This window comes from Paenibacillus typhae, assembly GCF_900099765.1.
Lineage (GTDB): Bacteria > Bacillota > Bacilli > Paenibacillales > Paenibacillaceae > Paenibacillus_AQ > Paenibacillus_AQ typhae.
Map to the genome: position 1 here is coordinate 114,908 of NZ_FNDX01000004.1, position 13,017 is coordinate 127,924.

Genomic DNA, 13,017 nt, shown 5'->3' on the forward strand with positions numbered 1-13,017 from the left:
TGATCGATCAATGCTTCTCTAAAATCCATTCTATGAGAGACTAATATCTGAGCTTTTTCTTCAATATGTTATGGGTTTTGGTTAATGAGGATTTGACCTGTTCATATTCTGCACTTGCGACACCGGCAAATAAAATATCGACAATTGTCAGCATAGCAATCCGCGAGCCCATAGCACCACTGCGGATGGTTATTTCAGGTGTAGATATACTGAGAACAATATCCGCCCGAACTGCAAGCTCACTTTTATTGTATCTCGTAATCGCAATACAAGTCGCTTTATTCTTTTGGGCAATGATCAGGGCATCAATAATATCACCGGTTGCCCCAGAGTTAGAAATGAAAATAGCAACATCATCTTTCCCGAGTAAGGTTGCTGCAGTGAGCTGACTATGACCATCGGTATAGGCATGACACATCTTGTTAATCCGTGAGAATTTCTGTTCCCCGTCCATACATACGATTCCTGAAGCCCCTATCCCAAAGAAAACAATCCTCTTACTATGACACAGTACTTCTACCGCCCGTGCAATCTCTTTCCGGTCAACGACACTGAGTGTGTCCTCAATAGACTTGACGTTATTCAATGAAATATTTGAAATAATGGTTGAGAGATCATCACCCGGCTGAATATCCGTATACTGGGCCTTTGAATCCTCGTCACGGGAACCCAAAGAAGCAGATATACTCACAATAAAATTGCGGTATCCGCTGTAGCCCATCGTTTTACAGAACCGCAGGACCGAAGCATCGCTTGTTTTACTCGATTGGGCCAATTCCTTAATGGATAAATGGGGGATTTCTTCCTTATTTTCCAGGATATAATCCCCGACCATCCGTTCAACCGGAGTAAAGCTTTCCCTCATTTCACGAATCTTGATTAATATATTGTCATTTAAAGTCATAATCTACCTACTCAAGATTTAATGAACATCATAGGTATTATCATAAACAATATAGACAACCTATTTCAATAGCATTATCATTTTGCCACACTTAAATTCTTATCATTAGTCTGATCCGGCCATCCCGTCATGTAAAACTCCGTCCCGGCAAAGACCTGCGCTTTATCCGGGGGACTTGCCTCTGCCCCTGCCACATAAGCCCACGGTACACGCTGTCCCCGCAGCTCACTTAGGCCTGAAGCTGCATATTCGCTGTAACGGACAGTGGCTTCATTGGCCGGGTTGCCCCAGTTATCCCAGCCGGCAGGATGAATATGTGCCCCCAAACGGCAATTGACAAAGGCCGTTGCCGCATAGCTGCGCCATGGCCGCCCCAGATAGATGCCCGAGACATCATCACCGGCTGTCAGCAGACACTCCTCGAATACATAGCCGTATGCCTGATTCTCAGGCGTAGACGCTGCCGTTACATAACCGACGCCATCATGGGTGGAGCGCAGGCTGCGGATTTCACAATGCTCGAAATAGGCGGTGGCCCCGCCAAAAATAAAATCCACTGTCCCTTCGATATAGCAGCGGGAGTACAGCTGGCGGCACTGCTCATGGCGCCCGCGCAGCGGAATACCGCCAAAGGGGCCGCCATGCTTGTTCGCTGCAGGCAGCGGACCGGTAAAGATTGTGTCCTGATGCCCCTTGAATGCACAATTACGGAACACTGTCTCATCACAATGGGCATACAAGGCCAGTGCCTGGCCGATCTCCGGACCCTGCCCGGCAGTATTGGCTACAGTCAGATTTTCGATAACCAGCCTACTGCCGTTCAAAAACAGGGTCGGTGTGGCAAACGTCCCCTGCTCTGCCCTGGTCTCATCCGGCTGCCGGGCGTAACGGTTATTCGTAATGACAACTTCACCGATCCCGGCAATGGTCAGATCCGAACGGTAGATCCGCACCGTCTCTTCATACACGCCTGACAGAACATACAGTGTCTCATGCTTCTGAGAGGGCCGGCGCTCAAGCTCATCCACTGCCTCCTGGATTGTCCGGTAATCGCAAAAGGCCTCTTTTCCTACCCACATGGTCATGTCCTCCCCGTTTTGTTCACAAACAAGTATGATTATAGCGCTTTCTCAATCATTGTGCCAATAATAATTTTAACGTGTGCATTTCAAAATTCCCTTGACTTGGCAGGGTTTGAGGAATACACTGTAATCGTTAACAATTCACTTTTTCCGGGGAGAGCTTATGATAACAATCAAAGACATTGCACGCGTTGCAGGCGTCTCCCATACTACGGTGTCCAGAGCGCTGAACGGCAGCCCGCTGATCAAGAAAGTCACCCGCGACAAGATTGAACGGATCGCCGCCGAGATGAACTATGTGCCGAATTACAATGCGAAGAGCCTTGTTACCAAACGGTCCTTCACCATCGGGCTATTCTTCTCCAGTATTGATCAGGGAACCTCGTCAAGCTTCCTGGTGGATGCAATCAAGGGCATCAGCCATGCGCTGGACGAGAACTACAATCTGACCGTCCACGGGATTGACGGGGTACGTAATTTCGGCAACATTCAGCCGCAGCGCTTTGACGGTATTCTAGTCATGAGCCAGAGCGATGAGGATAACGCTTTTATTTACCATGTCAAAACCATCGGCATCCCGCTTGTCGTGCTGAACCGTCAGCTGGAGGACCCCGGAATTATGAACGTGGTGGCGAACGACCGCGAAGGGGTCAGGGAAGCCATCGACTACGTGGTATCTCAAGGGCACCGGCAGCTTGCTATTATTGAAGGCAAACCCGGCTTCAAGTCCTCGACCGAGCGCAAGCAGGGCTTTTTGGACAGCCTGATCGCACACCGCATTCCGCTTAATTCAGATTATTTCGTACAGGGCGATTACAGCATTGAGAGCGGTTATGCCGCCATGTCCCGGCTGCTCAGTCTTCCGGAGCCTCCGGCCGCCGTCTTTTGCTCCAATGACGATATGGCCATCGGGGCTATGAATGCCTGTTATGCCCATAAGATCAGCGTTCCGCAGCAGATTTCCCTGCTCGGGTTCGACGATATTATGTTTGCCCGGTACACGAATCCCGCCCTGACCACTGTCCGCAAGCCGATTGCGGATATCAGTGAGCTTGGCACGAAGATGCTGATCCAGCTGCTGCTGCAGCCGGACACCAAGCCCCAGCAGCTGTTTGTCAAGACGTCACTGGTTGTGCGCGATACGGTGGCAGACCGCTGAGTTCCCAGTTGCTTAAACCGCAAATCTCTGTTCTTGCAGAATCGGATCCCCTCATTCAGCAGGGTGAATCCGTTTCTTCCTGATAAAAATGTTCACGTGTGCATTTATTAAACTTTATCTATTTAAATTTAAAGGAGACGTTGAAAACCATGACAAACCGCCTATCCAGAACCACCCAGCCCGGCCTGCCCGTCTATCCTGAACGGATGATCCAGTTCGGCGAAGGCAACTTTATGCGCGCCTTTGTAGACTGGCAGCTGCAGCAGATGAACAACCAGGGGCTGTTTAACGGCAGCGCCGTGCTCGTTCAGCCGATCGGCCAGGGGCTCGGCGGACTGATGGCTGAGCAGGATAACCTCTATACCGTGCTGTTAAACGGGATCATGCAGGAGCAGACGGTGAACTCCCGGGAGATCATCACCAGCGTCAGCCGGGTGATCAACCTTTATGACGATTACGCTGCCTATCTGGCTCTGGCTGAGGATGACGGTCTGGAATTCATCACTTCCAATACAACTGAAGCAGGCATTGCCTACAGCGCCGGCGACAGTCTGGGTGATACACCTCCGAAGAGCTTTCCGGCCAAGCTGACCGCGCTGCTCCACAAACGCTTTGAGCTGGGCAAAAAGGGCTTCATCATTATTCCCTGCGAGCTGATCGACCGCAACGGCGAAAAGCTGCTGCAGATCGTGCAGCAGTATGCTGCAGAATGGCAACTGGGCGAGGATTTCAATAAATGGCTGGTGGACGAAAACACCTTCTGCTGCAGCCTGGTAGACCGGATCGTACCGGGTTATCCGCGTGACAAGGCAGCCCAGCTGGAAGAGGAGCTGGGCTATAAGGACAATCTGATCGTTACAGCCGAGCCATTCCTGTTCTGGGTTATTGAAGGTCCGGCATGGCTGTCCGAGAAGCTGCCGCTTGCCCAGGCCGGACTTAACGTGGTCGTCACTGACGATATGACTCCGTACCGCGAACGTAAGGTTCACCTGCTGAACGGCCCGCATACAGCAATGGTTCCGCTGGCTATGATGGCCGGTCTGGAGACCGTCGAGGATGTAATGAACGACGAGACCTTCTTCCGCTTCGTGCAGGAGCTGATGAACGATGAGCTGAGCCCGATGCTGGATCTGCCTGCCGAGGAGCTGTCCTCCTACTCCGCTGCTGTACTGGAACGGTTCAGAAATCCGTTCGTCCGTCATGAGCTGGCATCCATCTCGCTGAACAGCATCTCAAAGTTCAAGTCCCGGCTGCTGCCGGTGCTGCTCCGCTACCGCCAGGAGCGCGGCCAGCTGCCTGAGCTGATGACGCTTGCCTTTGCCGCCTTGCTGCTCAGCTACCGCGGAGACCGCGTGGCCAGACAAGACGGTGCTGAGGTGCTGGAAGCCTTCGACAAAGCCTGGAGCAACCCGGACAGCTTCGTGAAGACCATCCTTGCCGATGAGAGCCTGTGGGGCCAGGATCTGACACTTGTGCCTGGACTTGTGGACGGTGTTGCCGCCAAGCTGCAGGAGCTTGACCGCACCGACAGCCGTGCGGTGCTGCAGCAGGCTGTGCACCAATAGAACAGCGGATTTAATTAGCCGGGAATGGGATGTACTTTTGATACCTTACTAACCAAAATCAAAAGTCTTGCTGACGCAAAAACTTTAATCCTATCTAACGGACCGAGATGCAGGCCCAATAGGGGCTCTGCAGTCCATAAGAATCAGAATAAGGCAGGTTCACTCCTGCCTTGATACCATAACCACTTTTTTAGGAGGGACAGACAGCATGAAACGATTAATGAAAATGAATCCCCGCGACACAGTCGCTGTAGCCCTGCGTCCGGTTACCGCCGGTGAGCAGCTTGAAATCGACGGGCTGACGGTGCAGGCAGGACAGGATATTCCGCAAGGGCATAAGATCGCCCTGACAGCCTTTAACGAAAATGACGTCATCACCAAATACGGCTATCCGATCGGGCATGCGATTGCCCCAATCGCAGCAGGCGACTGGATTCACACGCATAACATTAAGACCAATCTGGTCGGCGAAGAGGAATATGACTATGTGCCTGACCTTCATCCGGTCACGTACCCCAAGCGCGACCTGACCTTTCAGGGCTACCGCCGCGCGAACGGCAAGGTCGGCATCCGCAACGACCTGTTCATAATCCCTACTGTCGGCTGTGTGAACGGCATTGCCGAGCAGATGCTGTCCGAGTTCAAGGCGGAGCACCCGGACCTGGGCGGCTTCGACAATCTTACCGTGCTGAAGCACCCTTACGGCTGCTCCCAGCTGGGCGATGACCACCGCATGACGCGCAGCATTCTGCTGGATGCCGTAAATCATCCGAATGCCGGCGGCGTGCTCGTCTTCGGCCTTGGCTGTGAGAACAACATCGTCTCCGAATTCCGCAGCATTCTCGGCGATTATGATGAGAGCCGGGTCAAGTTCCTGGTCGCCCAGGAGGTTGGCAATGAGCTTGAAGCCGGACTGGCGCTCCTGGAAGAGCTGTATGATGCCGCCAAGGACGATAAGCGCGAGCCGGTTCCGCTCAGCGAGCTGAACATCGGCCTGAAATGCGGCGGCTCCGACGGCTTCTCCGGCATTACAGCCAACCCGCTGCTGGGCGCATTCTCCGATTTCATCATTTCCCAGGGCGGCACCTCGGTACTGACTGAAGTTCCGGAAATGTTCGGTGCCGAGAAAATGCTGATGGCCCGCGCGGAAAGCCGCGAGGTCTACGAGGATATCGTCTCCCTGATCAACAATTTCAAGCAGTACTTCCTCTCCTACGGAGAGCCGGTATATGAGAATCCTTCGCCGGGCAACAAAGCCGGCGGTATCAGTACGCTGGAGGACAAATCACTCGGCTGTACCCAGAAGGCCGGTACTTCTCCCGTCGTTGACGTGCTGGATTACGGCGTAAAGCTGCGCAAAAAAGGCCTCAGCCTGCTGCAGGCTCCAGGCAACGATCTGGTAGCTGCTTCTGCTCTTGCCGCCTCCGACTGCCAGCTGGTGCTGTTTACCACCGGCCGCGGTACTCCATTCGGCAGCTTCGTGCCTACTGTAAAGGTAGCCACCAACAATGAGCTGTTCGCCAAAAAAGGCCACTGGATGGACTTCAATGCAGGTCCTCTGCTGGAAGTGCCGATGGCCGAAGTGCTGGAGGAGTTCATTTCCTACATCATTGCCGTGGCAAGCGGCCAGAAAACCCGCAACGAGCAGAACGAAGTACGCGAGCTGGCTATTTTCAAAACCGGGGTTACGCTATAATCTCTTATCCTAAATTTCTTGTAAAGGGAGCGTCATCATGTTTTTAAACGACGATTTTTTATTGACTACCGAACCTGCACGGCAGCTCTTTCATGAATATGCGGCCAAGATGCCGATCATCGACTACCACTGTCATCTTGATCCGCGTGAAATCTACGAAGACCAGCCGTTCAAAAACCTGACTGCAGCCTGGCTGTACGGCGACCATTACAAATGGCGGCTGATGCGCGCGAACGGCATACCGGAATCGCATATTACCGGTGATGCTTCGGATTACGACAAGTTCCTGGCCTGGGCCAAAACGCTGCCGAAGGCCGTCGGCAACCCGCTCTACAGCTGGACCCATCTGGAGCTGCGCCGCTTCTTCGGTGTTAACGAGCCGCTGAATGAGCAGACAGCACCAGCAATCTGGGAACAGGTTAACCGCAAGCTGGCACAGCCGGAATTTACCCGCCGCGGGCTGATCCGCAGCTCCCGGGTCAAGACGATCTGTACTACAGATGACCCTGCCGATTCACTGGAATATCACAAGCTGCTGAAAGAAACCGAGAAGGAATTCAGCGTATTCCCTACCTTCCGTCCCGACAAGGCGCTGAATATTGATGCACCTGGCTTCCTGGCGTGGCTCGCTGCCCTGGAGAAGGCCGCCGGCCTGCCGGTGACCAGCTATGCAGAGCTGCTTGAAGCGCTGAAGAACCGCGTAGAATTCTTCCACGACAACGGCTGCCGCCTGTCCGACCATGCGCTGGATGTCCTGCGCTACAAGGCGGGCTCGGACGCTGATGCACAAGCTATCTTCGCCAAGCGCCTGGAGGGTGCCACGCTGTCAGCCGAAGAGATCACACTTTACCGTACGGAGCTGCTCACAAAGCTCATCGGCTTCTATCACGATAAAGGCTGGACGATGCAGCTGCACATTCACGCTTACCGTAACAATAATACGCCGATGTTCCAGAAGCTGGGGCCGGATACCGGTTACGACGGTATAAATGACCTGTCCATTACCGAAAGCCTGTCCAGTCTGCTTGACCGGGCAGAATGCGGCTCCGGGTTGCCGAAGACGATTCTCTATTCACTGAATGCAAAGGATTATCCGGCGCTGCTGGCCCTGATGGGCTGCTATCAAAAGGACACCGCCGGCAAAATGCAGCTCGGCTCCGGCTGGTGGTACAACGATACCAGAAACGGCATGCGCGAGCAGCTCACCCTGCTGGCTGACAACAGCCTGCTGGGCAACTTTGTCGGCATGCTGACCGACTCCCGCAGCTTCCTCTCCTACACCCGCCACGAGTATTTCCGCCGCGTGCTGTGCGGACTGCTCGGAGAGCTGGTCGAGCGCGGCGAAGCACCGGATGATAAAGCGCTGCTGGGACAGCTGGTTCAGGATATCTCCTACAACAATGCTGCCGGCTATTTCGGCTTTCCGGCTGCGGAATAAGGTTAGGGGGAGCAGGCATGCTGCATGTATGTCTTGACGGGGATGGAGCTGTGCCGGAGAATTCCGGCGCCTCCATCCTTTCCCTTTATCCGCTGCCGGTTCAGGAGGCGCGGCCGTTTATCCTCGTGCTGCCCGGCGGAGGTTATCATCATCTGGCTCAGCATGAGGGCAGGCCGGTTGCCGAATGGCTGAACAGCCTTGGCATTCACGCCGGAGTGCTGAAATACCGGACGCAGAACATTGAACCCGCTTCGTTGATCAAGGATGTTGTGGATGCGCTGGCCTGGGTCCGGGAAACACCCAAGGACTGGAGTGTGCAGCCCGGGCAGGTCGGCCTCACCGGCTTCTCGGCCGGCGGGCATCTCGCTGCCCTAGCCGCAGTCACAGCAGCCCCGGCATGTAAACCCGACCTGCTGATTCTGGGTTATCCGGTCATTACGTTCGAGGAGCCCTTTGCCCACATGGGCAGCCGCACGAACATGCTGGGCTCAAGTCCGGCTGAAGCGGAGGTTGCCGCCCATTCGGCTGAACGGCAGGTGAACGCGGATAGTCCGCCCGCCTTCATCTGGACAACCGCCGACGATGCCAGTGTTCCGGTGGAGAATAGCCTGAAATTTGCCTCTGCCCTGTCGGAAGCAGGAATTCCGTTCGAGCTGCATATCTTTGAAGAAGGACGCCATGGGCTTGGACTATCCGCCGGGAATGCTGAATGCCGGCAATGGCTGCAGCTCTGCGAGGTCTGGCTGGGCAAACACCATTTTGTAGCGAAGAAGGAGGAAGTCTGATATGCCGACACTTTATATTGCCGGTGACTCAACCGCTGCCCTGAAGGGCGCGGAAGCCAAGCCGATGGCCGGATGGGGCGAATATCTCCAGACCCACTTCAGCCCTGAAGTCATTATTGATAACCGTGCGATCAACGGGCGGAGCACCAAATCCTTTCTTACGGAAGGCCGTCTGGCCGACATCGAGCGGGATTTCCAGCCGGGCGATTACCTGCTGATCCAGTTCGGGCATAATGACGAAAAGCAGGAGGACCCGTTACGTTATACCGATCCGGATAATGAATACAGGCACAATCTGCGGCTCTATATCGAGTCCGCGCGCAGCCGCGGCGGCAATCCGGTGCTGCTGACCTCTGTCAGCCGCCGCCGGTTCACAGCGGACGGTGAACCCGATCCCCTGGCCGTAGGCGCTTATCCGGCAGCGATGCGGTCCGTCGCTGAGGAGACCGGGACACCGCTGCTTGATATTTTTGCTGCTTCGCAGCAGCTGTACCGCAAGCTCGGCATCCCGGGATCGCAGCATCTGCTGATGCACCTGCCCCCGGGGCAGCACCCTAACTATCCGGACGGCGTAACGGATGACACGCACTTCAGCACCGAAGGCGCCAACCGTATTGCCGCGCTTGTAGCCGTAGCTATCCGGCAGTGTACAGCCCTGGCAGAGCTGCACGCTTACCTGCACAAGGAGGCAGCCCGATAATGAACATACCGCTGCATCTCGGCATCCGCGCCCATGATTTTCCCGGCCATTCCCTGCCGGAGCTGATCGCGAAGCTGAAGCACTACCGGTTCAGCCACATTCAGCTTGCCGTGCGCAAATCATTCCCGGGCAGTGTTCCTTCCCTGTCCTCGCTCAGTCCAGGAACGGCTGTATATTACGGGGAAAGCTTCCGCCAGGCGGGTATCAAAATTGCCGTGCTCGGCTGCTATGTCAACATCATTGACCCTGATCCCGGCAAACGGCAGCAGGCGCTGCAGGATTTCAGCACACATCTGCGTCTGGCCCGTGACTTCGGAGCCAGTCTGGTCGGCACTGAAACGGGCAGCGTCGGGAACGGCTATACACCGGACAATTTTACCGAGGAGGCCTTTTTGGAGGTGGTAGCGTCGGTAAAATGGATGGTTGCGGAGGCTGAACGGTTTGGCGTTACCGTAGGCATTGAAGCAGGCCAGAATCATCCGCTGCATAGCGCCAGGCTGGCGAAGCGGCTGCTGGAGCTGGTCCCGTCGAATAATCTGCAGATTATTCTGGACTGCGCAAACCTGATGTCACCAGACAACTACCGGCAGCAGGAGGCTGTTATTACCGAGGCGCTGGAGCTTCTGGGCGACCGGATTGCGGTCATCCATCTCAAGGATTTCACTGTAGAGGACGGCAAAATCGTTATCGTTCCTGTCGGCCAGGGTCAGCTGCATTTTGCACCCATTCTGCAATACATGAAATACAGGCGCCCTCATATCCAGGGACTGCTGGAGAGCACATCGGAGCCCTTTTTACAGGATAGTGTAGATCTTCTGCACCGGCTGTATAATGAAGTTTAGGCTTTCGCCGTCCCGGCCGCATCTTTTAAGCATCCGCAGCATGCGGGTGCTTTTTTGGCGCGGGCAGCTGCGCTGTTATGTGCTTCCCGGGATTTTCATGTAAAATAGACGATGGAGCTCCGCTCCCCTTACATACTGTTAGTTACTCAAGATCATGGGTACAATTAGGTTAGACAGCTTCATTCATACAAAGGATAGGTGAAATCATGCACAAATTCGGATTTGCCCGGGTCGCCGCAGCTTCCCCCGAGCTTCGCGTCGCAGACTGCGGGTTCAATGCAGCACAGATTATTGAAGTAATCAAACAGGCTCATGCACAGCAGGTGGAATATCTGGTGCTTCCGGAGCTATCTATTACAGGGTATACCTGCGCAGACTTGTTTCTGCAGCCCAAGCTGCAGACTGAAGCCATCGCAGCCCTGCATGAAATTACAGCCGCAACAGCCGGCCTCAGCCTGATCGTTATCGCCGGACTGCCTGTCGCCATCAAAGGCCGGCTGTTCAACTGCGCCGCAGTCCTTCAGCAGGGCAAGATTCTCGGTATTGTTCCCAAGACCTGCCTGCCCGGCTACAGCGAATTCTATGAGCCGCGCTGGTTTGCTGCCGCCGAGGAGCTGGAGGTTACCGAGCTCCGTCTGGGCGGTGTTACAGTGCCGATCGGCAATGATCTGATTTTTGCCAGTGAAAGTGACGGCAATCTGTCGTTCGGCGTAGAAATCTGCGAGGATCTATGGGTACCGGTGCCGCCGAGCAGCCTGCTGGCCCAGGCCGGCGCCCTGCTGCTGTTCAACCCGTCCGCCAGCAACGAACTGGTCGGCAAAGCCGATTACCGGCGCCAGCTGGTATCCGGCCAGTCCGCCTCCTGTGTGGCGGCTTATGTCTATGCGGGGAGCAATACTGGCGAGTCCTCGACAGATGTCGTGTTCGGCGGCCATTCGCTGATTGCCGAGAACGGTCAGACGCTGGCCGAATCAGAGCGGTTCAGCCATGAGAGCCAGCTCATCATCGCCGATATTGATGTCCCGAGGCTGCAATATTCCCGTTCGGTAATGGGCACGTTCCGGGCCGGCAAGGGCGGCCGCAACTACCGCGAGATCCTGTTCGCCGATCCGGGGGCAGAGCAGAAGGATCGCCAGCTTGTCCGCAAAATTGCCGTCAACCCGTTCGTTCCAGGCAATCCGCAGCAGCGGGATGAGCGCTGCCGGGAAATTCTGTCGATTCAGACCTCCGGCCTGATGAAGCGCATCCGCCACATCGGAACGAAGCAGGCGGTGATTGGCATCTCCGGCGGGCTTGATTCCACGCTCGCCCTGCTCGTTGCTGTACGCGCAATGGAACGCCTCGGACGTCCGGCAAGCGATGTGCTGGCCGTAACAATGCCGGGCTTCGGCACAACAAACCGGACCTACGACAATGCGGTTGGCCTGATCAAGGCGCTCGGCGCTTCGATGATGGTCGTTGACATTAAGGCGGCCTGCCTGCAGCATTTTGAAGATATCGGCCATGACAAGGATGTTCATGACTTAACCTATGAGAATGTGCAGGCCCGTGAGCGCACGCAGATTCTGATGGATCTGGCCAATAAAAACGGCGGCATCGTCATCGGTACCGGAGACCTGTCCGAGCTTGCCCTTGGATGGTGTACGTATAACGGTGACCATATGTCGATGTACAGCGTGAACTCGGGTATTCCAAAAACGCTGATCCAGTATGTCGTTGCCTGGTACGCCGATCATGAGGCGGATGAGACGGTGAACAAGTTCCTCTACAGCATTATTGAGACAGGCATCAGCCCTGAGCTGCTGCCGCCGTCGGCTACCGGAGAGATTGTTCAGCTGACCGAGAATATCCTTGGACCCTACATTGTCCATGACTTCTTCCTCTACTACATGCTGCGGACCGGCGCAGGTCCGGGCAAAATGCTCTATCTGGCCCGGCAGGCCTTCGGTGAGGCTTACCCTAAGGAGCAGCTCAAGGCCTGGCTGAAGGTGTTCATCTCCCGTTTCTTCACCCAGCAGTTCAAGCGCTCCTGTCTGCCGGACGGGCCTAAGGTCGGTACCGTGAGCCTCTCGCCGCGTGGCGACTGGCGGATGCCAAGTGATGCTTCTGCCGCACTCTGGCTGCGTGAAGCGGACGAATTATAATCTCAGGCGGGTTAAATAATAGCTGTATCCTCATCAGTTCAGGCTGGTGCGGGTACGGCTTTTTAGTGTGCTCCAAAAAAGTAGTTTGGCTCTTGACGTATTTTTGCAGAGATGATATATTGTTTCATGCTTTAATAATTAAGTAGTTAATTATTTATTGATTAATTATTTCTCGATTAATTATTAAATCTTTAATTTAATAAACCGTTTATGTATTTCAAATGATTGTCCGGGAGGTGAAGGATTGACAGATCAGGAGCGTGACAGATATTTTGAATTCCCCATTCTTTTTAAGACTTTCCTGAAGGGGCTCGGCCAGCAGTGGAACAAACAAGGCTTTCCAATCACCCAGACCCAGTTCAAGGCGCTGCAAACCTTGTCCAGGGAAGGTCCGATGATGGTCTCTCAGCTGGCCGCTGCGCTTGATTTGACACCTGCCGCAGTTACGGGAATTACGGATCAGCTGCTTACTGAAGGCTATATTCAGAAGGAGCGCGCCGCCGGAGACCGCCGGGCCATGCAAATCACGCTGACTGCCGAAGGAATAGCCGTAATCAAGGCAACGCAGGGGAAGCTTGGTGAAGTTATGCATTCTTATTTCAGTATTTTGCCTGAAGAAGACATGGAGCATTTGAGAAGAATTTTCGGGATATTAATCAAGGAATTAGACAAAAAATAAAAGAGACGGTGAAGAAACCAACT

The 13,017-nt window shown here is 54.5% G+C and carries 11 protein-coding genes; 9 read left to right on the top strand and 2 right to left on the bottom strand.

Going from position 1 to position 13,017, the window contains the following annotated elements:
- Window positions 1-40 precede the first annotated feature (40 nt).
- Both BLR64_RS05230 and BLR64_RS05235 read right to left on the bottom strand, forming a co-directional pair.
- Window positions 41-904: a MurR/RpiR family transcriptional regulator gene (locus BLR64_RS05230; protein ID WP_090712877.1), complete on the bottom strand. Its 864-nt coding sequence runs from the start codon at window positions 902-904 to the stop codon at window positions 41-43.
- A gap of 77 nt (window positions 905-981) precedes the next feature.
- Window positions 982-1,983: a pectinesterase family protein gene (locus BLR64_RS05235; protein ID WP_090712879.1), complete on the bottom strand. Its 1,002-nt coding sequence runs from the start codon at window positions 1,981-1,983 to the stop codon at window positions 982-984.
- A 166-nt stretch (window positions 1,984-2,149) separates the two neighbouring features.
- Between BLR64_RS05235 and BLR64_RS05240 the strand changes: the two genes are divergently transcribed.
- The 9 genes from BLR64_RS05240 to BLR64_RS05275 all read left to right on the top strand — a co-directional run bounded on the left by BLR64_RS05240 (window position 2,150) and on the right by BLR64_RS05275 (window position 12,994).
- Window positions 2,150-3,145 carry a LacI family DNA-binding transcriptional regulator gene (locus BLR64_RS05240; protein ID WP_090712881.1) on the top strand — a complete coding sequence of 332 codons (996 nt, stop codon included), beginning with the start codon at window positions 2,150-2,152 and terminating at the stop codon, window positions 3,143-3,145.
- A 149-nt stretch (window positions 3,146-3,294) separates the two neighbouring features.
- Window positions 3,295-4,710 (top strand): tagaturonate reductase, encoded by a 1,416-nt coding sequence (locus BLR64_RS05245; RefSeq protein WP_090712883.1) that lies wholly within the window; start codon window positions 3,295-3,297, stop codon window positions 4,708-4,710.
- 208 nt (window positions 4,711-4,918) lie between these two features.
- Window positions 4,919-6,406 carry a UxaA family hydrolase gene (locus tag BLR64_RS05250; RefSeq protein WP_090712886.1) on the top strand — a complete coding sequence of 496 codons (1,488 nt, stop codon included), beginning with the start codon at window positions 4,919-4,921 and terminating at the stop codon, window positions 6,404-6,406.
- Window positions 6,407-6,443: 37 nt separating this feature from the next.
- Window positions 6,444-7,844, top strand: coding sequence for a glucuronate isomerase (gene uxaC, locus BLR64_RS05255; protein ID WP_090712888.1), 1,401 nt, complete (start codon window positions 6,444-6,446; stop codon window positions 7,842-7,844).
- A 17-nt stretch (window positions 7,845-7,861) separates the two neighbouring features.
- The gene (locus tag BLR64_RS30710) at window positions 7,862-8,629 is read left to right on the top strand and encodes an alpha/beta hydrolase (protein ID WP_167360602.1); all 768 of its coding nucleotides are present in this window, start codon (window positions 7,862-7,864) and stop codon (window positions 8,627-8,629) included.
- A 1-nt stretch (window position 8,630) separates the two neighbouring features.
- Complete coding sequence (locus BLR64_RS30715) at window positions 8,631-9,329, top strand: rhamnogalacturonan acetylesterase (RefSeq protein ID WP_167360603.1); 699 nt, start codon at window positions 8,631-8,633, stop codon at window positions 9,327-9,329.
- Window positions 9,329-10,171: a sugar phosphate isomerase/epimerase family protein gene (locus BLR64_RS05265; protein ID WP_090712890.1), complete on the top strand. Its 843-nt coding sequence runs from the start codon at window positions 9,329-9,331 to the stop codon at window positions 10,169-10,171. Before BLR64_RS30715 ends, BLR64_RS05265 begins: the two co-directional genes overlap by 1 nt.
- A gap of 206 nt (window positions 10,172-10,377) precedes the next feature.
- Window positions 10,378-12,315 (top strand): NAD(+) synthase, encoded by a 1,938-nt coding sequence (locus BLR64_RS05270; protein ID WP_090712892.1) that lies wholly within the window; start codon window positions 10,378-10,380, stop codon window positions 12,313-12,315.
- Between the two features lie 244 nt (window positions 12,316-12,559).
- Window positions 12,560-12,994, top strand: a complete 435-nt coding sequence (locus BLR64_RS05275) for a MarR family winged helix-turn-helix transcriptional regulator (protein WP_167360604.1) — start codon at window positions 12,560-12,562, stop codon at window positions 12,992-12,994.
- The last annotated feature ends 23 nt before the right edge of the window (window positions 12,995-13,017 follow it).